Source organism: Microlunatus soli (genome assembly GCF_900105385.1).
Taxonomy (GTDB): domain Bacteria; phylum Actinomycetota; class Actinomycetes; order Propionibacteriales; family Propionibacteriaceae; genus Microlunatus; species Microlunatus soli.
On the sequence record NZ_LT629772.1, the window covers coordinates 4,479,520 to 4,501,590 of the forward strand.

Annotated in this window: 16 protein-coding genes and 1 pseudogene; 10 read left to right on the plus strand and 7 right to left on the minus strand. The window is 67.2% G+C overall.

The annotated features are described in order from the left end of the window. Positions 1 to 240 precede the first annotated feature (240 nt). From BLU38_RS20455 to BLU38_RS31435, 4 genes are all read left to right on the plus strand, one after another. The gene (locus BLU38_RS20455) at positions 241 to 1,656 is read left to right on the plus strand and encodes an amino acid permease (RefSeq protein ID WP_091527273.1); all 1,416 of its coding nucleotides are present in this window, start codon (positions 241 to 243) and stop codon (positions 1,654 to 1,656) included. Between the two features lie 65 nt (positions 1,657 to 1,721). Continuing rightward, entirely contained in the window at positions 1,722 to 3,554 is a 1,833-nt protein-coding gene (gene recQ, locus BLU38_RS20460) for a DNA helicase RecQ (protein WP_231919956.1), read from the plus strand. Between the two features lie 162 nt (positions 3,555 to 3,716). Beyond that, the gene (locus tag BLU38_RS20465) at positions 3,717 to 5,336 is read left to right on the plus strand and encodes a sodium:solute symporter family protein (RefSeq protein ID WP_091532852.1); all 1,620 of its coding nucleotides are present in this window, start codon (positions 3,717 to 3,719) and stop codon (positions 5,334 to 5,336) included. A gap of 21 nt (positions 5,337 to 5,357) precedes the next feature. Continuing rightward, positions 5,358 to 5,738, plus strand: coding sequence for a hypothetical protein (locus BLU38_RS31435; protein ID WP_197679797.1), 381 nt, complete (start codon positions 5,358 to 5,360; stop codon positions 5,736 to 5,738). 314 nt (positions 5,739 to 6,052) lie between these two features. Here the strand turns inward: BLU38_RS31435 and BLU38_RS20475 are convergent, their stop codons facing one another. Beyond that, complete coding sequence (locus tag BLU38_RS20475; protein WP_091527275.1) at positions 6,053 to 6,349, minus strand: DUF3039 domain-containing protein; 297 nt, start codon at positions 6,347 to 6,349, stop codon at positions 6,053 to 6,055. 102 nt (positions 6,350 to 6,451) lie between these two features. Between BLU38_RS20475 and BLU38_RS20480 the strand changes: the two genes are divergently transcribed. Continuing rightward, complete coding sequence (locus BLU38_RS20480) at positions 6,452 to 7,858, plus strand: MFS transporter (protein WP_091527276.1); 1,407 nt, start codon at positions 6,452 to 6,454, stop codon at positions 7,856 to 7,858. 130 nt (positions 7,859 to 7,988) lie between these two features. Further along, a complete protein-coding gene (locus BLU38_RS20485; protein ID WP_231920423.1) occupies positions 7,989 to 9,698 on the plus strand; it encodes a DEAD/DEAH box helicase in 1,710 nt (569 codons plus the stop codon). Here the strand turns inward: BLU38_RS20485 and BLU38_RS20490 are convergent. The 6 genes and pseudogenes from BLU38_RS20490 to BLU38_RS20515 form a co-directional block, all read right to left on the minus strand. After that, the gene (locus tag BLU38_RS20490; RefSeq protein WP_157683589.1) at positions 9,685 to 10,491 is read right to left on the minus strand and encodes a hypothetical protein; all 807 of its coding nucleotides are present in this window, start codon (positions 10,489 to 10,491) and stop codon (positions 9,685 to 9,687) included. The genes BLU38_RS20485 and BLU38_RS20490 overlap by 14 nt on opposite strands. 57 nt (positions 10,492 to 10,548) lie before the next feature. Next, positions 10,549 to 11,321: pseudogene (gene rpiA / locus BLU38_RS32395) on the minus strand (ribose-5-phosphate isomerase RpiA). Beyond that, positions 11,318 to 13,558, minus strand: a complete 2,241-nt coding sequence (gene xylB / locus BLU38_RS20500; protein ID WP_091527279.1) for a xylulokinase — start codon at positions 13,556 to 13,558, stop codon at positions 11,318 to 11,320. Before xylB ends, rpiA begins: the two are co-directional and overlap by 4 nt. Before the next feature lie 21 nt (positions 13,559 to 13,579). Next, a complete protein-coding gene (locus BLU38_RS20505) occupies positions 13,580 to 15,028 on the minus strand; it encodes an aldehyde dehydrogenase family protein (protein ID WP_091527280.1) in 1,449 nt (482 codons plus the stop codon). Between the two features lie 69 nt (positions 15,029 to 15,097). After that, positions 15,098 to 16,048, minus strand: coding sequence for a C-terminal binding protein (locus tag BLU38_RS20510; protein ID WP_091527281.1), 951 nt, complete (start codon positions 16,046 to 16,048; stop codon positions 15,098 to 15,100). After that, the gene (locus BLU38_RS20515; protein ID WP_091527282.1) at positions 16,045 to 17,271 is read right to left on the minus strand and encodes a fumarylacetoacetate hydrolase family protein; all 1,227 of its coding nucleotides are present in this window, start codon (positions 17,269 to 17,271) and stop codon (positions 16,045 to 16,047) included. The genes BLU38_RS20510 and BLU38_RS20515 overlap by 4 nt, the downstream gene beginning before the upstream one ends. A gap of 233 nt (positions 17,272 to 17,504) precedes the next feature. Between BLU38_RS20515 and BLU38_RS20520 the strand changes: the two genes are divergently transcribed. The 4 genes from BLU38_RS20520 (at position 17,505) to BLU38_RS20535 (ending at position 22,032) form a co-directional block, all read left to right on the plus strand. Then, on the plus strand, positions 17,505 to 18,212 hold the full coding sequence (locus BLU38_RS20520; RefSeq protein WP_091527283.1) for a FadR/GntR family transcriptional regulator: 708 nt from the start codon (positions 17,505 to 17,507) through the stop codon (positions 18,210 to 18,212). Between the two features lie 102 nt (positions 18,213 to 18,314). Beyond that, positions 18,315 to 19,430 carry a sugar ABC transporter substrate-binding protein gene (locus BLU38_RS20525; RefSeq protein WP_091527284.1) on the plus strand — a complete coding sequence of 372 codons (1,116 nt, stop codon included), beginning with the start codon at positions 18,315 to 18,317 and terminating at the stop codon, positions 19,428 to 19,430. Further along, a complete protein-coding gene (locus BLU38_RS20530) occupies positions 19,427 to 20,974 on the plus strand; it encodes a sugar ABC transporter ATP-binding protein (RefSeq protein ID WP_091527285.1) in 1,548 nt (515 codons plus the stop codon). The genes BLU38_RS20525 and BLU38_RS20530 overlap by 4 nt, the downstream gene beginning before the upstream one ends. Beyond that, on the plus strand, positions 20,971 to 22,032 hold the full coding sequence (locus BLU38_RS20535) for an ABC transporter permease (protein ID WP_197679800.1): 1,062 nt from the start codon (positions 20,971 to 20,973) through the stop codon (positions 22,030 to 22,032). The genes BLU38_RS20530 and BLU38_RS20535 overlap by 4 nt, the downstream gene beginning before the upstream one ends. Positions 22,033 to 22,071 lie beyond the last annotated feature (39 nt).

Genomic DNA, 22,071 nt, shown 5'->3' on the forward strand with positions numbered 1-22,071 from the left:
GGTCGGCCGCGCGGGTCGGCGGCTGATCATCAGGTGTCCTGACCACGCTCCAGGGCAATTGACCTGTACGAGTGCCCTAGGCGATTGACCTGATCATAGATCACTGCCGGACGGCACGCAACGGCGCGGCGTACGGCGTCCCTGCCCCGACCGTCGATCGGCGCTACCGTCACAGAAAGCAACACGCCATGAGGTCGACAGCGACCGCTGTCGGCACGTCGACGCGGACGGAGTGTGGCGATGGCGACAACGCGATCGGTTCTGCGGCGCAAGCCGTTGTCCGACATCGAGGACGAAGCCAGTCGGAGCGGTCTGTTCAAGACGCTCGGGCTCTGGCAACTCACCGCGATCGGGGTCGGCGGCATCATCGGGGTGGGCATCTTCACCCTGGCCGGCGAGGTCGCGCACGGTTCGGAGGGATCCCCGGGCGTCGGGCCGGCGGTGATGATCTCCTTCCTGATCGCCGGCCTGGCCAGTGCCGCGGCCGCACTGTCCTACGCCGAGTTCTCCGGAATGATCCCGCGGGCCGGCTCGGCCTACACCTACGGCTACGTCGCGCTCGGCGAGATCGTCGGCTGGTTCATCGGCTGGGATCTGCTGCTGGAATACATCGCGGTGGTGGCGGTCGTCGCGATCGGCATCTCGGGCTACCTCAACGAGTTGATCAGCGGACTCGGGGTCCAACTCCCGGCTGCCATCTCGGCGACCGCCGACGACGGGGGCTTGATCAATCTGCCGGCGATCCTGCTCTGCCTGCTGATCGCGTTCATCCTCAGTCGGGGCTCCAAGACGTTCGGCCGTTTCGAGCTGGTGGCGGTCGGTCTGAAGATCGTGCTGGTGCTGTTCGTGATCATTCTCGGCGCCTTCTACATCAAGCCGGAGAACTACACACCCTTTGCACCGAACGGATTCGGGGCCATCTTCACCGGCGCGGCGACCGTCTTCTTCGCCGTCTTCGGCTACGACGCGATGAGCTCGGCGGCGGAGGAGGCCAAGGACGGCAAGAAGCACATGCCGAAGGCGATCCTGCTGTCGCTGGCGATCGCGATGGTGCTGTACGTGTTGGCCACCCTGGTGCTGACCGGGATGCAGAACTGGACCAAGATCGATCCCGCGGCAGCGTTCGCTGTCGCCTTCGACTCGGTCGGACTGCGGGCGATCGGATTGATCATCGCCGGCTTCGCGGTGATCTCCATCCTGACGGTGATGTTGACCTTCATGATCGGCGTCACCCGGGTCTGGTATTCGATGAGCCGGGACGGCCTGCTACCGAAGTGGTTCGCCAAGACCGACCAGCGTGGCGTGCCGCAGCGGGTGACCTGGATCGCCGGCTTCGGGTCGGCGTTCCTGGCCGGTGTGTTCCCGATCCGGTTGGTCGCCGACCTGACCAACATCGGCATCCTGGCCGCCTTCGTCGTGGTCTGCAGCGCGGTGATCGTGTTCCACTACCGGCGTCCGGACGCCGAACGCAGCTTCGCCCTGCGGCGGCCGTGGATGCCGCTGGTTCCTGCGATCGGGGTGATCGCTTCGCTGTTCCTGATCACCCAACTGCATTGGGAGACCTGGCTGCGGTTCGTGGTCTGGCTGCTGATCGGCTTGATCATCTACTTCGCCTACGGGCGCCGGCATTCCAAACTGAACGGCCTCGAACGCTGATCGGGTCGCCGGCGTTGGGGATGACGGCGCCGGCGCCCGCCGGGGGATGGCTACACTCGGCGGGCGTGGGGAGCGAACGGCAGTCGGCGGAGCAGGTGCTGCAACGGGTCTTCGGCTACGACTCCTTCCGCGGCCCGCAGGCCGAGATCGTGGAGCAGGTCTGTTCCGGCGGCGACGCCCTGGTGCTGATGCCGACCGGCGGCGGCAAGTCGTTGTGCTACCAGATCCCGGCGCTGGTCCGGGACGGGGTCGGGGTGGTCATCTCGCCGCTGATCGCGCTGATGCAGGATCAGGTCGACGCACTGCGCGCCCTCGGTGTCCGGGCCGGCTTCCTGAACTCGACCCAGGATTTCGAGCAGCGCCGCGGCACCGAACAGGCGCTGCTGGCCGGCGAACTCGACCTGCTCTACCTGGCACCCGAACGGCTCCGGGTGCCGGCCACCCTGGAACTGCTGGACCGGGTGGCCGGCGACACCGGGATCGCGCTGTTCGCGATCGACGAGGCGCACTGCGTGTCGCAATGGGGACACGACTTCCGGCCCGACTACCTGTCGCTGTCGCAGTTGCACGAGCGCTGGCCGCAGGTGCCCAGAATCGCGTTGACCGCGACCGCCACCCGGGCCACCCGGGCCGAGATCGCCGAGCGGCTCGACCTCACCCAGGCCCGCCATTTCGTCGCCAGCTTCGACCGGCCCAACATCAGCTACCGCATCGTAGGCAAGGACAACCCCCGACGGCAGTTGCTGGATCTGATCAACACCGAGCACGCCGGGGATGCCGGCATCGTCTACTGCCTGTCCCGGGCGTCGGTCGAGGACACCGCACAATTCCTTTCCCAGCAAGGGATCGCGGCGTTGCCGTATCACGCCGGACTCGGTGCGGCGACCCGCGCCGAACACCAGTCCCGGTTCCTCCGCGAGGAGGGGCTGATCATGGTCGCGACGATCGCCTTCGGGATGGGGATCGACAAGCCGGACGTCCGCTTCGTCGCCCATCTCGACCTGCCGAAGTCGGTCGAGGGCTACTACCAGGAGACCGGGCGTGCGGGTCGGGACGGGCTGCCGTCCACCGCGTGGATGGCGTACGGGTTGGCCGACGTGGTCCAGCAGCGCAAGCTGATCATGAACAGCGACGGCGATGCGCAGTACAAACGGCAGCAGGCCGCCCATCTGGATGCGATGCTGGCGCTCTGCGAGACCATCCAGTGCCGGCGTGGACAGCTGTTGGGCTATTTCGGCGAGTCGACCCAGGGCGCCTGCGGCAACTGCGACACCTGCCTGATCCCGGCGGAGTCCTGGGACGGCACGATCGCGGCGCAGAAGATGCTGTCCTGCGTCTACCGGTTGCACACCGAACGACGCCAGCATTTCGGGGCCGGACACATCACCGACATCCTGACCGGCAAGCTGACCCCGAAGATCGAGCAGTTCGGACATCAGCAGCTCAGCGTGTTCGGCGTCGGGGCCGATCTGGACGCCAACCAGTGGCGGACCGTGATCAGGCAACTGCTGGCCCAGGGCTTCCTCGCCGTGGAGTCCGATCACGGGACGCTGGGACTCACCGAGAGCAGCCGGCAGGTGTTGTTCGACAAGCGTGAGGTCCGGCTGCGCCGCGACCCGGAACGCCGTCGGCCGACGAAGAAGGCCAAGCAGGCCAAGGCCGTGATCGATCTGCCGCCGGACGCCGTTCCGATCTTCGAGGCGCTGCGGCAGTGGCGCGCCGAAACGGCCAAGGAACAGGGTGTCCCGGCCTACGTGATCTTCCACGACGCGACGCTGCGGCAGATCGCGGTCGATCGGCCGCAGGATCTGGCCGCACTCGGCGCCGTCGGCGGCGTCGGTGACGCCAAGCTGTCCCGCTACGGCGAGCAGATCCTGCACCGTCTGGCGACCGCCTGACTTCCGTCCGGTCGCCGTCCTGTGGCAAGCTGAACAGGTTTCGCCTCGGACCGAGATTCAGCGCCGAAAGCACCCCCGGGACGAACGGCCAAGGCCGGTCAACCAGAAAGGCGCATCGTGACCACAGGGATCCAACTCGACCTGTCCTGGGTCGATTACCTGATGATTATCATCTACTTCGGTGTCGTGATCGGGATCGGGTTCACGGCGCGAAGACGGGTCAAGACGAGCATGGACTTCTTCCTGTCCGGTCGCTCGATGCCTGCCTGGATCACCGGTCTGGCCTTCGTTTCGGCAAACCTCGGCGCCACCGAGATCATCGGCATGGCGGCCAACGGCGCCCAGTTGGGTATCACCACGCTGCACTATTACCTGGTCGGCGCCGTCCCGGCGATGGTGTTCCTCGGACTGGTGATGATGCCGTTCTATTACGGCTCGAAGGTCCGCAGCGTCCCGGAGTTCATGCTCCGCCGCTTCGGTAAGAGCCCGCACATCGTCAACTCGATCGCGTTCTCGGTGTCCAACGTGCTGATCGCCGGCATCAACCTGTACGCGATGGCGATCGTGATCGAGGCGATGCTCGGCTGGCCGGAATGGGTGGCGATCATCGTCTCGGCGGGCTTCGTGCTGGCCTACATCACCCTCGGCGGGCTCTCCAGCGCGATCTACAACGAGGTGATGCAGTTCTTCGTGATCATCGCCGGACTGGTGCCGCTGACCATCGTCGGCCTGCATCGGGTCGGTGGCTGGGGCGGCCTGACCAAGGCCGTCGAGCAGACCTCCGGGGTGCAGCATCTGTCCACCTGGGTCGGCACCGGCATCGGTGACGTGACCAACCCGATCGGCGCCAACTGGCTGGCGATCGTCCTCGGTCTGGGCTTCGTGCTCAGCTTCGGTTACTGGACCACCAACTTCACCGAGGTGCAGCGGGCGTTCTCGGCCAAGAACATGTCGGCGGCCCGTCGGACGCCGTTGATCGCGGCATTCCCCAAGCTGTTCATCCCGTTCATCGTGGTGATTCCCGGCATGATCGCCGGTGCGGTGCTGGGCAACCAATTGGCGGGCGCGAACAATTCCGGGTTGGACTACAACGACGCGATCCCGAAGCTGATCCAGATGTATCTGCCGTCCGGCGTTCTCGGTGTAGCGGTCACCGGACTGCTGGCCTCGTTCATGGCCGGGATGGCGGCCAATGTGTCCAGCTTCAACACCGTCTTCACCTACGACATCTGGCAGCGCTACATCCGGCCGAAGATGCCGGACAGCCACTACCTGCACATCGGCCGGATGGTCACCATCATCGGTGTCCTGGTCGGCATCGGCACCGCGTTCCTGGCCGCGCAGGCACAGAACATCATGACCTACATGCAGACCCTGTTCTCCTTCTTCAATGCACCGCTGTTCGGGGTCTTCATCCTCGGTCTGCTCTGGAAGCGGATGACGACACCGGCCGCATTGGTCGGCTATCTGCTCGGCATCATCGCTCCGACGATCGTCTGGATCGCCTATCTGCTGAATCCGGATCTGTTCGCCACCGCGACGGCGGAGACTCTGTACGGCGCGATCATCTCCTTCGGCACCGTGATCGTCTTCGGGGTGCTGGTCAGCCTGGTCACCAAGCCGAAGCCGGAGAAGGAACTGTCCGGCCTGGTGTACGGCATCGGCAAGATCGACATCCACGGAGATGCGGTGGCCACCGACACCAAGTGGTACCGATCCCCGGCCCTGCTCGGCACCGTGGCACTGGTGCTCTGCGTCGCCCTCTACCTGCCCTTCCTCTGACGCTGAGCAAGGAGAACCGTCATGAACAACAACGCCAACACCACTCCGGGCGCCGGCAACAACGGCCCGCGCGATCAGGGGTCGGGCAAGAACGTTCCTGATCTGACCGGCCAGGAAGCCGCCGAGGACGCCGTCCGGTCAACTCGGCGCTTCGACCTCCGCCGGATCCTGGGCGCCCTGTTCGGCGTCTACGGGATCATCGTGCTGCTCGTCGGCATCGTCAATCACAGCACCGATGGCGATAAGACCGGCGGCATCCAGATCAACATCTGGACCGGGATCGCGATGCTGATCGCGGGACTGCTCTTCCTGCTCTGGGACCGGCTCGCCCCGGTGCCCGCCGAGGACATCGTCAGCAGCCTGGAACAGCAGCAGGAAGAACTGAAGCACCAGGACGAGTGAACGCCCCGAACCGGTCGATCGGCACCGCGGCCCCTGAGTCTGTCGAAAACCGGGTGAAGCGGCGACCGTGCGGTTGTCGTCGACCTCCCTTCGGCAAGCTCAGCACCCGACCGCGATTTCCGGACAGTCGGCCGGGTTTCGGCCGGCGGCATCTCGGCAGCGATGCCGGCGTCGAGCAGGTCACCAGTTCGCGTGTCTCGACGGATCAGATCCTCCGGCAGATCAGATCCTTCGACCGAGCCAGCCCTTCGACACGTTCGGGTCCTTCGGCTGGTCCGACGAGTTCGGGTTCCTTCGACGGGCTCGGGACGCTCTTACTCGTCCCCGCCGCTGTTGTCGCCGCCGCCCTTGCCGTTCTTGCCCCCGGGGCGCAGGCTGTCCCAGATCTCCTTGCACTCGGGGCAGACCGGGAACTTCTCCGGGTCGCGGCTGGGCACCCACACCTTGCCGCAGAGGGCGACCACCGGCGTGCCCATCACCATCGCCTCGGTGAGCTTGTCCTTGGGGACATAGTGACTGAACCGCTCAGCGTCGCCCTCGTCGTACCGGTACTCGGTCTCGGTGCGCTCGTCGACAATCGTCTCCGCACCCGGGCTCAGTTGCTGACTCACGGGACCCACTTTATGCGCTGCCGGGCCAACCGGAAGCCCACGCCCGTGTTGCCCGAGATTCTCACTTGACCTCGACCTGGGTCGAGGTGATGGAGTAGGGCGGTGAACCAACCGTCGACCACCCCGGGCAGCACCGACACACCGAGTCCGGGGGACGGTCCGACGGTGACTCGGACCGGGTTGGCGATCGGTCTCTGCGCGATGATCATCGGGATCGCGTTCGAAGCGGCAGCGGTGGCGACCTCGATGCCGGTCGCGGCCAAGGACCTGAACGGGATCGACTCCTACGCCTGGGCGTTCTCGCTGTTCACCATCGGGATGCTCTTCTCCACCGTCGTCGCCGGCCGGCTGTGCGACCGGGTGGGCCCGGCCAAACCGATGATCGTCGGGATGCTGATCTTCGCCGCCGGCCTGGTGATCGGCGGTACGGCGGTCAGCTGGCCGATGCTGATCATCGGCCGGCTGGTCCAGGGACTCGGCGGCGGTGCGCTGAACACGGCGTCGTACGTGTGTATCGCCCAGGTGTTCGACGCCAAGCAGCGGCCGCGGATGTTCACCTACATCTCGATGGCCTGGGTGCTGCCCGGGATCGCCGGCCCGTCGGCGGCGGCCTGGATCACCCGGACCTTCAGCTGGCATTGGGCCTTCTTCGCCGTGCTGCCGCTACTGGCGTTCGGCGCGGTCCTGCTGACGCCGACCTGGCGGCTGCTGTTGCGGACGCCGTCGCCGGACCGCGACGAGAACGCCGCGCCGAGCAATCCGGCGCCGATCTGGGGAGCCGCCGTCGCGGCGCTGTCGGCGGCCCTGATCCAGTACGCCGGCCAGCGCCTCGACCTGCTCGCGGTCATCCCGGGGGTGCTCGGTCTGGCCGGCCTGGTGGTCGCGCTGCCACGGCTGATGCCGCCCGGCTTCACCCGGCTCGGCCGCGGGCTGCCGGCGGTGGTGCTGACCCGGATGATGCTGCCGGGCGCCTTCTTTGGCGCCGAGGCGTTCATTCCGCTGATGCTGGTCGAGGAGCGACATCTCAGTCTGACCCTGGCCGGCGCGGCGCTGACCGTCGGGTCGATCGGCTGGTCGTTCGGCGCCTGGGTGCAGTCCCAGCGCTGGATGACGGTCCGTCGGGACCGGATGATCACCATCGGCGTCGCCAGCGTCACCCTCGGTGTCGCGGTGGTCGCGGTGATGGCGCTGCTGCCCGGCAGTTGGGTCGGGCTGGTGGCGATCGGCTGGATCATCGCGGCGTTCGGGATGGGGGTCGGCACGGCGAGCAGTTCGGTGGCGACGATGGCGTTGTCCAGCGACGCCGAGCAGGGTCGTAATGCGTCGTCGCTCAACCTCGGCGACGCGCTCGGCACCAGTGTGTTCGTCGGGATCAGCGGGTCCGTGTTCAGCGCCTTGCACGGTCGCGGCGACCTGGCCGGCACCTTCGGCATCGCCTTCGCGGTGATGGCGTTCGTCGGACTGCTCGGCGTGCTCGCCTCGCTCCGGGTCGGCAAGCTCCCGCACTGATCCGCGGTGAGGGTGAGTCGGGTTCGGTTCCTGTCGGGGTGCTCGTCTAAAGTTCTGACGCGTGACAGCCCAACCTGAGCCGGAGACTCCGATCGATGCCTCAGGGAACGAGATCACCACCCGGACCGGGCTGCCGCCGGCCTTTCCGGATCGGGCGGCGTGGGGCACCGTCAAGCAGCTGCGGGCCTGGCAGGCCGCGGCGCTGACGCAGTATTTCGACACCAACCCGCAGGACTTCCTGGCGGTCGCGACGCCGGGTGCGGGGAAGACCTCGTTCGCGTTGACGCTGGCGGCCAACCTCTTCGACCGGCGGGAGATCGACCGGGTGGTCGTGGTCGCACCGACCGAGCATCTGAAGACCCAGTGGGCCGAGGCCGCGGACAAGATCAACATCCCGATCGATCCGAATTTCGGCAGCAAACAGGGCAAGACCAGCAAGGATTTCAAGGGGATCGCGCTGACCTACGCCGGGGTGGCGGCGAACCCGTTGGGGCTGCGGATCCGGGTCGAGGGCTTCAAGACCCTGGTGATCCTGGACGAGGTGCACCACGCCGGCGACGCGTTGAGCTGGGGCGAGGCGGTCCGGGAGGCGTTCGAGCCGGCTGCCCGGCGGCTGGCGCTGACCGGGACACCGTTCCGTTCCGACGCCAATCCGATCCCGTTCGTCCGGTACGAACCGGACGGCACCGGCGCGATGCGGTCCAAGGCCGACTACGCCTACGGCTACGGCCCGGCTCTGGAGGACGGGATCGTCCGGCCGGTGCTCTTCATGGCCTACTCCGGTGACATGCACTGGCGGACCAAGGCCGGCGACGAGGTCGCCGCCCGGCTCGGCGAACCGATGACCAAGGACCTCACCAATCAGGCGCTGCGGACCGCGCTGGACCCGGCCGGCTCCTGGATCCCGGTGGTGCTGAAGGCCGCCGACCATCGGCTGACCGAGGTCCGGCAGCATGTTCCGGACGCCGGCGGACTGGTGATCGCGACCGATCAGAATCACGCTCGGGCCTACGCCGACATCCTGAAGACGATCACCGGTAAGCGTCCGGTGGTGGTGCTCAGCGACGAGGCCAAGGCCGGCAAGAAGATCACCAAGTTCTCCGAGGGCGACGACCGTTGGATGGTGGCGGTCCGGATGGTGTCGGAGGGTGTCGACGTGCCGCGGCTCGCGGTCGGGGTGTACGCGACGATGACGGCGACACCGCTGTTCTTCGCCCAGGCCGTCGGCCGGTTCGTCCGGGCCCGATCGAAGGGGGAGACCGCGTCGGTCTTCCTGCCCAGCGCTGGGCACCTGTTGCGGTTCGCCGCCGACATGGAGGTCGAACGCGATCACGCGCTGAAGCCGCGCAGCGAGGACGAGACCCAGTTGCTGGTCGAGGCCGAGCGGACCCAGACCGAGGAGGACGCCGACCTGGACGGCGAGCACTCGTTCGCCGCGCTGGCCAGCGACGCCGACTTCGACCGGGTGGTGTTCGACGGTGGCGAATTCGGGATGGCGGCCTACTCCGGCAGTCAGGACGAGTTGGACTACCTCGGCATCCCCGGGCTGTTGGAGGCCGACCAGGTCAAGGATCTGCTGCGTCGGCATCAGGCCTCGCAGGTCGAGCGCGGTGGTGCCGAGCCACCGGCTTCGCACAGCACCCACCAGCGGCTCCGTGAGCTGCGCAAGGAACTGAACGGCCTGGTGGCGGCCTGGCATCACCGGACCAGCAAGCCGCACGGGGTGATCCATGCCGCGCTGGTGTCGGAGTGCGGCGGCCCGCCGTCGGCGGTCGCCAGCGAAGATCAACTCCAGCAGCGGATCGACGCCATCCGGCACTGGGCGGTCAGTGGCGCTTGATCCTGCGAGCGGCGGTTGCTCGCAGGAAGGCGCGCCACTGATCGACACCGTCGTCCAGACCGCCGTCGGTTCCGGTCTGCTCGAGCACGCTGCGCGCCGCCTTCGCCGTTGCTCGGTCGAAGTCACCGGTGATCTCGACCGGCCGATCCCAGATGTGATTGAGCATCCCCTGGACGGCCTGGACCTGTGCCGTCGAGCGAGTGCTGAAGGTCGACAGTTGCTCACCCGACCGACCGTTGTCGATGTGGATGTGATTGTGGTGGGTCGGGTTGTACAGATAGGTCAGCACGTAGGCGAAGTGCAGGTGCAGGCTGGCGGCCAACGCCCAGTAGCGGGTCCGGAAACGCCGCCGCCGGTCCTCGGCGTAGTCCTTCCAGATGTCATAGCGGGCCGACACCTGGACCTCGCCGTTGCGGACCAGCCGGGACAGATCGAACGCGCGGCCGGCGTCATGCCAGGAATCACAATCCGGTCCGCCGTCCAACCAGGATCCGTAGGTCCACACCTGGTCGGGTTTCGCAGCGCCGGTGAGCTCGCGGTAGTCGTCGAGCCAGCGGCCCAGCTGACCGTAGAAGCCGTCGTCGAACCAGAAGGTGTTCCGGTTCTGGCTGATGTCGTAGATCAGGTCGGCGTCGCCCAGCGACCGGTGCCCGCTCAGGCTGCTACGGGACACGCAGGTCGGGTCCGGGGTCGGCTCGTCGGTCCCCGGTGCACATCCGGCGACGCCAGCCGCCGCGAGCCCGGTTGCCGTGCCGACGCCCAACCTCAGCAGGGATCGTCGGCTCAGCGGCATGATCACCAGAGTAGGCAGTCCGACAAGGCAGGCCATCGGACTGCGGTACCGATCGGGTCAGACTGCTGTCTGGGATGCGGATGTCTGGGATGCTGGCGAATCGATCTCCCTGATCTCCGACGAACCATCGGGCCGGCCGATCACCACCCCGTCGGCGATGCCGACGAAGAAGCCGTTCTCGACAACACCGGGAATGGTGTTCAACTCGACCGCCAGGGTGGCCTGGTCGGTGACCGAGCCGAGTCGGACGTCCAGGATGTAGTTGCCGCTGTCGGTGATCACCACCTCGTCGTTGCGGATCCGCTGCTGCGGGTCGGCGCCGGCGTGACCGTGGTCGGACAGCAGTTCGATGATCAACTTCCGACTGCTCCGCCAGCCGAACGGCAGCACCTCGATCGGCAGCGGGAAGGCGCCCAGCTGGGGGACGAGCTTGCTGTCGTCGGCGACGATCATCACCGTCTTCGAGGCTCGGGCGACCACCTTCTCCCACAACAGGCAGGCACCGCCCCCTTGATCATCGAACCGTCCGGTGCGATTTCGTCGGGGCCGTCGACGGTCAGGTCCAGCTCGACCAGATCGTTCAGGTCGGCCAGTGGAACGTCGAGCTCGCGTGCGAGATCGCGCGTTGCGGTCGAGGTCGGCACCCCGACGATGTCCAAGCCGTTGCGGACCCGCTCGGCCAAGGCACGGACGAAGAAGTGCGACGTGGTGCCCGAACCCAGCCCCAGCTTCATCCCGTCCTGACAAAGATCATGGGCCGCCCGCAGTCCTGAGGTCTGTTTGGCCAGGTCCTGACCGGTCAGACCGTCGGTCAGAGAGGATTCGATCATCGGACAACTCCTTGTGCGGTGGGTGAGATTGCTGCTGGGATCGGGGTCGAGCTGATCATGTCGGTCGCTGCGACGACCTCGGCGAAGGTGGCGATCCGGCGCCGGTCCGGATCGTCGATCCGGGACCAGTCCACCAGCCAGGTGCTGACCTCGGCCCGGTCGCCGGTCTGCAGATCGACCGCGCTGTCGCCGACGTACAGCGAGGTCGACCGATCACCGCCGAGCCGGCGGATCGTCTCCAACAGGTGCTCGGGATCGGGCTTGTGCTGGTCGAGCGTGTCGGCGCCGACAATCGCACCGACGAACCGGTCGACGCCGAGCGCGGTCAGGACCCGACGGGCCATGTCCTCGGTCTTGTTGGTGCAGATGCCGATCGCAATTCCCCGATCGGCCAACGCCTGCAGGGATTCCGCCGCGTCGGCAAAGAGTCGGGACTCCTGCACCGGGCTCGTCCGGGCGGCCCGCAGATAGGTCTCTACGTCGCGGGTCAACCGGTCGTCGTCGACCTGCAGTCCGATCGCCCGGTAGACACCCGAGATCAGACCGGTCGGTCCGTGACCGGTGAACCCCTCGACGAATCGCGGGTCCTGGGCGGGGCGGCCGTGTTCGGCGAGGACGACGTTGACCGCCCGGGCGATGTCGGCAGCGGTATCGACCAGCGTTCCGTCCAGATCGAAGATCACGGTGCGTACGGGCCGATCATCGTCGGCCGCGGCGGCACTGACCGAGCCGGCCGTCGGCAACTCGAGCCCGGCCAGGGTGTCGAAGGTTCCTTCCAGGGCAGGGAAGAGCCGCTGGTAGACCTCGGAGAGACGGTCGTAGATCGTGGACGCCTCGGTGTTCGGTCGCACCGGATCCTGCTCGGTGACGACGGCCAGGGCCCGGTCCAGTTCGGGCCAGGCACCGGTGCCGACGCCGGCCAGCAACGCGGCACCGAAGGCGCCGCCCTGCTCGGCGCCGCTGACCGAGCGCACCGGCTGTCCGAGCACGTCGGCCAGCAGCTGCAGCCAGAGCCGGCCGCCGGTGGCTCCGCCGGACACCAGGATCCGCTCCGGTGCGCCGACGGCGGCGGTCACCATGGATCCGATCTGGCGCAGATTGAGCAACACTCCCTCCAGCACGCTGCGGATCAGATGATCACTGCGGTGCCGTCCGGTCAGACCGATCCAGCCGCCGCGGGCGGTCGGTGCGATGTGCGGTGCTCGCTCGCCGGACAGGTACGGCAGGAACAGCAGCCCCTCCGATCCCACGGGTGCGGCGTCGGCAGCCCTGTTCAGGGCGGTGAAGTCCAGCCCATCGGCGAGTTCGCCGAGGACCGAGCGGAGCCAGGCGTAGCTGCCGCCGGCGTTCAGCGACACGCCCATCACATGCCAGCGGCCCGGAGCGTTGCCGCAGGAGATCTGCAGCCGGCCGTCGGGATTGTCCGGGCAGCGGGTGTCGGCGGCGCCGACCAGTCCGGCGGTGCCCAGCGTGACGCCCTGCACGCCCGGTCCGACGATGCCCATCGAGGTGGTCTGCAGGACGGAGTCGCCTCCGCCGCCGACGACCGGGGTGTCGGCGGCCAGCCCCCATCGCCGGGCGAGTTCGGGGAGGATCGTGCCGGTGATCTCGGTCGACTCGACCACCCTGGGGAACAGGTCGGGATCGAGGTCGATCAGCCGCATCAGCTCGGTCGACCAGCGGCGTCGGCGGACGTCGAACAGCCCGGTACCGGAGGCGTCGGATACGTCGGTGCAGCGGTCGCCGGTGATCTTGAACCGCAGAAAATCCTTCGGGTTCAGCACTGTTCGCAGTCGGGCGAACTCCGCGGGTCGATGCTTCCGCATCCAGCTGATCTTGCCGGCCGTGTAGCCGGGCAGCATCTGGTTGTCGGTCAGCTGCAACAGGGCAGCCAGCCCGCCGGCTGCAGTGACGATCTCGTCGCACTCGGTGGCACAGCGTTGGTCGTTCCACAGGATCGCCGGGATCAACACCTCGCCGTGCTCGTCGAGCGCGGTCAGGCCGTGCATCTGCCCGCACAGGCCGATGCCCGCGATCCGCTGCGGATCGACGCGTCCGACGACGTCGCTGACTGCGGCGTCGGTCGCCTGCCACCAGTCCTCCGGGTCCTGCTCGGCCCAACCCGGCCGGGGGACCTGCAGGGGATAGTCCCGGGTCGCCTCGGCGACGACCCGTCCGTCCTCGCTGATCACCACGACCTTGCACGCCGAGGTGCCCGCATCGATACCCATCCACATGGTGCGATTCCCCTCCACGCGTCAGGCGCCGTGCCGGATCCGGGTGTGTTTGACGTGCAGGTATCCGTCGATGGCTTCGCGGCCGTGCTCGACACCGAAGCCGCTGCCCTTGCGGCCACCGTACGGCGCGTTGATGATGCCGGCGTCGACGTTGTTGATCGCGACGTTGCCGAAGTCCAGCTGCTTGCTGAGGGTGAACGTCTGGCCGAGATCGCGGCAGAATCCGTACGCCGCCAGACCTGCTGAGGTGCTGTTGGCCTGAGAGATCGCCTCGTCCAGATCGGTGTAGCGGGCGATGCCGATCACCGGACCGAAGGTCTCTTCGTGCATGATCAACATGTCCTGGTCGGTGTCGGCCAGGACGGTCGGTTGCAGGAAGAGACCGGGGGCCAGGTCGGAGATCGGTCCGCCGCCGGCGATCACCCGGGCGCCCCGCTGGACAGCGTCGGCGATGTGCGCCGTGGTCCGGTCGAAGATCTCCTGGTTCACCACCGGCCCGACGTCGGCGTTGGGCGTCTGCAACCCATCGGCAACCACGAGCCGAGTGGCGCCTTCGGCGAGGGCCGCCAGGTAGTCGTCGTAGACGTCGGTGTGCACGTACCCGCGGTTGATCGAGATGCAGATCTGGCCGGCATTGCGGAAGGCCCGCCGAAGCGTCCCGCGGACGGCCTCGGTGAGGTCGGCGGTCTCGGTGACGATCAGCGGGCAGCTGCCACCGAGTTCCATCGACAGCGACGTCGCCTTGGCCACCCCGCGCGCGATCGCGGCGCCGGTGGCGCCCGACCCGGTGAAGGCGATCTTGTCGATGTCGCCGTGCTGGGTGAGTGCCTGCCCGGTCTGTCCGGCTCCGGTGATCATGTTGACCACGCCGGCCGGGAGCTCGGTGGCGGCGACGCACTCGGCCAGCAACAGTCCGGAGCCGGGGCTGTACTCCGACGGCTTGATCACCATCGTGCAGCCGGCGGCCAGCCCGGCGCCGAGCTTCCAGCCGATCAACTCCAGCGGATAGTTCCACGGCGCGATCGCGGCCACAACGCCGATCGGCTCGTACTCGACGAGGCTGGAGAAGCCGTCGTCGGCGTTCGGCACGATCGACCCGCGGAGTCGGGTCGCCTCCTCGGCGTAGAAGTGCAGGGCGGCAACCAGCTTGCGGGCCTCTCCGCGCGCCTCGTCCAGCGGCTTGCCCATCTCGATGGTGACCGCCGTCGCCAGTTCGTCGATCCGCAGGGCGACCTGATCGGCGATCGCGTGCAGGTGTTGCGCTCGGACCGACGGGTTGACGGTGCGCCAGGAGCTGAAGGCAGACCGTGCCGCGCTCACGGCACTGTCGACCTGCTCGGCGGAGCTGTCGGGTTGGCTGGTCACCACCTGTCCGGTGGCCGGATTGATCACGTCGATGGTCGGACCGGCATGGTCGGTCCACACCCCGTTGATCCAGTTGCGGACCGTCCCGTTGTTGGGCTTGTTCATCGCTGTTCTCCGGTCGGAATGATCTTGCTGTCGGGATCTTGGTGCGGCAGGTCGTTGTGGATCATCGTCTCAAGCGACCCTGCTGCGGAGTTCGGCGCCGGTCAATGCACGCCGGACCTCGTCGGCGGCCAGCTGCTGCAGGGCCCGGACCGAGGCGGTGGAGTAGAAGGCGGCATGCGGGGTGAGAATGACCCCGGCCTGGGTCCGCAGCGGGCTGTCGGCCGGCAGCGGTTCGGGCTCGAACACGTCCAGTGCGGCACCGGCGAGCCGGCCGTCGGACAAGGCGTCGGTCAGCGCGGCCGTATCGACCAGCCCACCACGGGAGGTGTTGACCAGGACCGCTCCCGGTCGGAGTCTGCCGAGGGCCCGGTGATCGATCAGGTGCGCGGTCTCGGGCACCAGCGGGCAGTGCAACGAGATCGCGTCGCTGGTCGTGAGCAGGTCGTCCAGCTCGACCCGGGTGACGACCTCGTCGATCCGAGGATCGGCGTACGGGTCGTGGGCCAGAACTCTGGTCCCGAAGGCCTGCAGACGGCGCGCCACCGCGAGCCCGATCCGGCCGGTCCCGATCAGCCCGACCGTTGTATCGGCCAGGGCCGGTAGCGGGCCGACGTCCGGCGGCTGGCACCAGCCCTGGTCCCGGATCAGTCCGTCGTAGACGGGTAGCCGGCGCAGCAGCGACAGGAGTGCCGCGACGGCGTGGTCGGCGACGGTTTCGCTGCCGTAGTCGGGAACGTTGGCGACCGCGATTCCGGCTGCGCGGGCCGCGTCGACGTCGACGTTGTCGTAGCCGATGCCGTAGCGGACCACGATGGCCGCCGGGGCGAGAGCCTGCAACGCGGCCGCCGTCATCGGCGCGAAGTTGACCAGCACGGCGTCCGCGCCACGGACGGCCGTGATCGTCTCGGCCTCGGTCCGGCATTGATGCACGGCAAAGCTGGCGCCGATCTCGGCAGCCACGGCCCGCTCGGCGTCGACGTTGCCGAAGGCGTGATCGGTGACCACGATCCGGCGGGTCATGACGGCTGGGCAGAGCCGGTGGCGAGCAGTCCGCGGCCGGCGAGATTGCGCATCAGGGATCGGACGCCGACGGTCCAGTCCGGTGCTGCTTCGGCGGTCTGGACGATGTTGATCAAGCTGCCCAACCGTGGCGAGGAGATGCTGACCTCGTCGCCGACCTTGTGGGTGAAGCCCTGTCCCGGATGGTCACGGTCCTCGGTCGGAGCAAACATGGTGCCGGTGAAGAGGACGAATCCGTCGGGGTACTGGTGGTGATCGCCGTAGGCGTGCGCGACCAGGGTTCGGGGATCCCGGGAGATCTCACTGACCGGGTTGATGCCTTCCAACCGGAACCCGTCCGGTCCGCTGATCCGCAGCGTCACATCGATGGTGGCCGCATCGTCGTAGCCGAAGGAGTCGTCGAAGAGTCGGACGAAGGGGCCGATGGCGCAACTGGCGTTGTTGTCCTTGGCCTCGGCCAGCAGCAATGCGCTGCGGCCCTCGAAGTCACGCAGGTTGACGTCGTTGCCCAGGGTGGCTCCGACGGGCTCGCCGGCAGAGGTGTTGATCAACACCATCTCGGGCTCCGGGTTGTTCCAGGTGGATCGGGCCAGAATACCGATCGCCGCGCCGACGCCGACCGCGGACAGCACCGGAGCTTTGGTGAAGATCTCCGGGTCCGGCCCGATCCCGACCTCGAGATACTGCGACCACAGGCCCTCGGAGATCAACACCTGCTTGGCCTTCTCGGCCTGCGGCGTGCCGGGTTCGACGGAGATGTTCTCGCCGACCACGTCGGCGACCTGGCGGCGGACCTCGGCGGCACGGTCCGGGTCTCCGGCCGACCGTTCCTCGATCACCCGCTCGATCATGCTGCGGGCGAAGGTGACTCCGGCGGCCTTGAGGACCTGGACATCGATCGGCGCCAGCAGACGAGGCTGCCGATCGTCCCCAGCAGGGTCGAAGCTGGCCCGCAGCACGTCGGCCAGCCGCCAGCGGCGATCACCGTCGGCGGCACAGACCACCGCGACCCGATCCGGATTGTCGAACAGGTCGGCCGTGGTCGGCGCGAGGTGGGTGATGTCGATCAGTTCGTCGCCGCGGACCGCGACCACACACGGTCCGACCGCGGGGTCGAGGAGGCGGCCGACAAGGGTCGCGGTGCCGGCGTCATCGGGGAGGACCTGGGCGACCAAGGACTCCGAGTCGATCAGTGAGGTAGGGGATTGAGGCTGACTCACCATGGGATGTGCTCCGTGTGTCTGAGCCCATCAGCTGCGGGAATCTGCTGACGAGCGGGCGAGAGGGGCGTCACGCAGACCGCGCCGACGCCGTCTCCGGGACCGTATCATCGTACAAATTATGGAGCAAGGCTCCTTGCGGTCGTGAGATATGTCCTTGCTACACAGAGAACTTGCCCGACGTGAGTCGATCGTCGGCGTTGACATGACACGACAATCATCATACATTTCCAGACATGGACGATGTCGCCCCGACTCGCAAACGCCTCCCCGAGGCGATTGCGAACGAGCTCCAGAATGAGATCTTGGGGCTCGAGGTCGGCACCAAGCTGCCGACCGAGAATGAGTTGGCGTCCCGCTTCGAGGTGTCCCGGACCGCCGTCCGGGAGGCCACCCGTTACCTGGTCCAGCGGGGCCTGGTCTCGGTGAGCCCGGGTCGTGGCATGACGGTTGCCGAGTTCGACGGTCGGATGATCGCCGATCAGTACGCCCTGCTGCTGCGGCACAGCCAGGGCTCCTTCGTTCAGCTGCTGGAGGTCCGGCTGGTCCTCGAGGTCGAGATGGCGGCACTCGCCGCCGCGCGCCGTACCGATCAGCAGCTGAAGGACATGATCGACACCAACCACCGGTTGGAGCAGGCCGTGAACGCCAAAGCGGAGTTCCTGCAGGCCGACCTCGGTTTCCACGAGTTGGTTGCGCAGGCCAGTGGGAACCCGTTCTTCGCGTTGATCGTCCGGCCGATCAACGGATTCCTGTCCGAGGAGTACGCCGCCGGGCCGGGCTATCCGTCGGAGGCGACCCAGACCATCGCCGAGCACATCGAGATCGCCGACGCGATCGCCGCCGGAGATCCGAACCGAGCACGGTATGCGACCGAGCACCACCTGCGGCGCGTGGTCCGCAACCGCGCCCGGTTCCTCGCCGCAGAGCGTGACGACAACTGACGGTCCCGACAACTGAATCGAGCGCTGGGTCCTCAGCTTGCCCGGCGCCGCCAGCACCGCAGCGTGAAGACGTCAGCGGTACGACAGTGCAGAGGAGCACACATGTCAGAGCAGACAACCTCGCTGATCCTGCCGACTCGGCGTCAGTTCCTGACCGGCGGTCTCGGGCTGGCCGCGGCCGGTGTCCTGGGCGCCTGTGGAGAAACCTCCGGATCGGCCGCCGGTGGTGGCGGCAACAAAACCGCCTCCTACGTCAACAAGGGCATGGATTTCTTCTTCTTCGTCGTCCAGTCCGAGGCAGTGAAGCGGGCGAGCAAGGAGATCGGCTACACCTTCCAGACCACCGATGCCAAGCAGGATGCGAGCGCCCAGTACAACAACTGGAACTCCGCACTGCTGCAACGCCCGGGCATGATCATCTCCGACCCGGTGGATTCCGAGGGGCTGGCGCCGATGACGAAGAAGGCCGGCCAACAGAAGATCCCGGTCGGCATCATCGATACCCCGCTGACCAAGGGCGAGACCGACTTCACCGTCTCCTTCGACAACAGGAAGGGCGGCGAGCTGGCGGGCCAGAAGGTCGCCGACCTGTTGAAGAAGAAGTACGGCAGCGTGAAAGGCACCGTGCTGAACGCCTACGGTGCGCTGTCCTCGGTCGCCTGGCGGCAACGCAAGGAAGGTTTCGAAGCAGTGCTGAAGAAGTATCCGGGTGTCAAGATCCTGGCGCGGCCGACCGACGGCGCCGAGACCAAGGCCCGCGACGTGGCGGCGGCGACGCTGTCGGAATACCCGGATCTGGACGCGGCGCACGCGCCGAGCGGTTCGATCACCCGCGGCATCGTGACCTCGATGAAGAACGCCGGCAAGGCCAAGCCGGTCGGCGATGATGATCACATCATCCTGGTCTCGATCGACGGCGAGCCGCAGTCGTTGCAGTGGACCCGGGACAAGATCCTGGACGCCGAGGTGTCGCAGGACCCGGTGGCCTACGGGCAGATCTGTGTGGAGATGCTGAACAAGTACGCGGTCGCCGGCAAGGAGGTTCCCTTGCAGGACTACAGCAACAAGGACTACTTCTGGGAAAAGGCACCGATCGTCAAGGGGGCGACCGGCCCGACCATGGTGATCCCGCCGTACTACATCGATGCCGACAACGTCGAGGATCCGCGGCAGTGGGGCAACGTGGTGATCAAGGACTGGGGCATGAAGCAATCATGACCCCCGATGGTACGAACAACCCCGGCGGCATCATCAACCCCGGCGACGGGGCGCCACTGCTGGAGGTCCGCGGCGTCTCCAAGCGGTACGGCGAGGCGTGGGCTCTGCATCCCTTGGACCTGACGATCACCGAGGGATCGATCCACGGCCTGCTCGGCAAGAACGGCGCCGGCAAATCGACGCTGATGGGGATCATCGCCGGCTCGATCACCCCGACCTCGGGCCAGGTGATCTTCCGTGGACAGGACATCACCGGCAGCAGCCTCGCGGCCCGCCGCCGGCTGGGGATCCGACTGCTGCCGCAACATGCGGAGATCATGCCCAATCTGTCGGTGGCGGAGAATCTGCTCACCCCGGACTACAACGGCGCCGCCTGGGTCAACTGGCGCGACGTCCGTGCGCGGGCCGCAGAGCTGCTGCAGCGGTACGACCTGGTCATCCCGCCCGATGTACCGGCCGGAAGTCTCGCACTGCCCGACCAACGCAAGCTGGGGATCGTGAAAACCCTTGCTGGCAACGGACAACTCGCCATGTTGGACGAGCCGACCACGGCTCTCAGTCAAGCCGAGCGGGTGTCCCTGTTCGACTGGATGCGGGACCTGAACGCCGGCGGCCAGACCTTCGTCTACATCTCCCACTTCAACAACGAGATCCAGGCGGTGTGCGACGAATACACCATCCTGCGCGATGCCCAACGGGTGGCGTCCGGCGCACAGGTCAAGCAGCTGAGCAGCGCGCAGCTGTCGGAGCTGGTCGTCGGGTCGGAGGTCACCGAGTTCCGCCGCGATTCCGGTCGGGTCGGTGACGTCGTCCTGGAGGTCGACGGATTGACCAGCGACGGTGTCGGGCCGGTCTCGCTGACCGTCCGGGCCGGTGAGATCGTCGGATTCATCGGGCTGCCCGGGTCCGGTTCGCAGGAGACCGCACGGACGATCGCCGGTCTCCGGCCGCCCCGGTCCGGGTCGGTGACGGTCGACGGCCGCACCGTCCGATGTCGGTCGGTGCAGTCCGCCGTGCGCGGCGGCATCGCCTATCTGACGCCGGACCGGATCGGGGAAGGGCTGGTCGGTCCGCTGTCGGTGCAGGAAAGCATGCACATCGGCGCTTGGCCGACCCGGCACGGGTTTCTCGATCTGTCCGACATGCGGCGGGTCTTCGAACGGTATCGCGACTCGTTGTCGTTGCGGGTGCACCGACCGCAGCAACCGGTCTCCGAACTGTCCGGCGGCAACCAGCAGAAGGTGCTGATCGGACGACTGCTCGCCCTGCAGCCCAAGGTGCTGATCCTCGACGAGCCGACCCTGGGCATCGACGTCGGAACCAAGGAGGAGGTGCACCGGCTGGTCGACGAACTGACCGATCACGGGCTGGCGGTGATCATGCTGGCCTACGACACCGACGAGCTGGTCCGGGTCGTCGACCGCGCCGTCGCCTTCGCCGACGGCAGCATCTCCGGGGAACTGGCCGGGGATCGACTCAGTGTCGAAAACGTCCTGGATGCCCTGGCACACAAGGAATCCACCTACACCGGGAGCGTGAAGTGATCAGCCCCTCAGCGTCGCAGACAGCGTCCGGCGCGGCTCCGGAGTCCGTTTCGCCGGACCCAGGAGGACCGACCGGCACCACGCCGACCGGACCGACCCGATCGGGCAGCAGCACTCGGGTCATCAATCTGCTGCTGAACAACGTCGTCTGGTTGTTGTTGATCGTCTTCGCGATCATCGCCAACGTCATCAACCCGTTCTTCCTGACCATTCCCAATCTTCAGAACATCCTTGTCCAGGCGACAAGTCTGGCCGCACTCGCGCTGGCTCTGGCGGTGACGCTGCTGCTCGGGGAGATCGACCTCTCGGTGGTCGGCATCCTCGGCGTCAGCGGTGCGGTCGGCGCCGTACTCGTCCAACACGGTGTCCCGGGCGGGCTCGCCATTCTGGTGGTGCTCGCGCTCGGCGCGCTGATCGGTCTGGTGAACGGCTTCTGCATCTCCTACCTGCGGATGAACTCGCTGATCGAGACACTGGCGATGGGACTGGCGCTGGGCGGTGCCGTGCTGGCGATCACCCGAGGTCAGACGATCACCATCGATTCGCCGGCCTATCTGTGGATCGGGCAGGGACTGATCGGCGGTTGGCCGGTGATGCCGATCGCGCTGGTGCTGCTCTTCGTGATCATGGGAGTGATCTTCTCCCGGACCCGATGGGGCCGTCGGCTCTACGCCACCGGTGGCAACCCGCGGGCGGCGTACGCGTCGGGCATCAATGTCAAGCGGGTGAAGCTGCAGGCCTTCGTGGTGTCCGGGCTGCTCGCCGGGGTTGCCGGCTGGCTGACGACCGCCTACCTCGCCGGTGTCAACGCGACTGTCGGCAGCAACAATCTGTTGTTGTATGCGATCGCTGCCCCGGTGATCGGCGGCGTGTCGTTGTTCGGTGGCCGAGGCAACATCATCGGCATGCTCGGCGGCACGCTGTTGCTGACAGTGGTCCAGGTCGGTCTGCAGATCATCAACATCTCCGCCTACTACGTTGCCATCGTCGGTGGCGTGATGATCTTCCTCGCGGTCGTCGTCGACACCGTACGGGTGCGGCATCAGGAACCGACCTGACCGGCTGGCACGATGAACACCGACCGGAACAGCATCCGA

Excerpts from the sequence above, each read along its gene's own strand:
- BLU38_RS20530 (WP_091527285.1), top strand. The coding sequence starts at position 19,427 with ATGACCCCCGATGGTACGAACAACCCCGGCGGCATCATCAACCCCGGC.
- BLU38_RS20505 (WP_091527280.1), bottom strand. The coding sequence starts at position 15,028 with ATGAACAAGCCCAACAACGGGACGGTCCGCAACTGGATCAACGGGGTG.
- BLU38_RS20520 (WP_091527283.1), top strand. The coding sequence starts at position 17,505 with ATGGACGATGTCGCCCCGACTCGCAAACGCCTCCCCGAGGCGATTGCG.
- BLU38_RS31435 (WP_197679797.1), top strand. The coding sequence starts at position 5,358 with ATGAACAACAACGCCAACACCACTCCGGGCGCCGGCAACAACGGCCCG.
- xylB (WP_091527279.1), bottom strand. The coding sequence starts at position 13,558 with ATGTGGATGGGTATCGATGCGGGCACCTCGGCGTGCAAGGTCGTGGTG.
- BLU38_RS20455 (WP_091527273.1), top strand. The coding sequence starts at position 241 with ATGGCGACAACGCGATCGGTTCTGCGGCGCAAGCCGTTGTCCGACATC.
- BLU38_RS20490 (WP_157683589.1), bottom strand. The coding sequence starts at position 10,491 with ATGCCGCTGAGCCGACGATCCCTGCTGAGGTTGGGCGTCGGCACGGCA.
- BLU38_RS20515 (WP_091527282.1), bottom strand. The coding sequence starts at position 17,271 with ATGGTGAGTCAGCCTCAATCCCCTACCTCACTGATCGACTCGGAGTCC.
- BLU38_RS20465 (WP_091532852.1), top strand. The coding sequence starts at position 3,717 with ATGATTATCATCTACTTCGGTGTCGTGATCGGGATCGGGTTCACGGCG.
- BLU38_RS20510 (WP_091527281.1), bottom strand. The coding sequence starts at position 16,048 with ATGACCCGCCGGATCGTGGTCACCGATCACGCCTTCGGCAACGTCGAC.
- BLU38_RS20525 (WP_091527284.1), top strand. The coding sequence starts at position 18,315 with ATGTCAGAGCAGACAACCTCGCTGATCCTGCCGACTCGGCGTCAGTTC.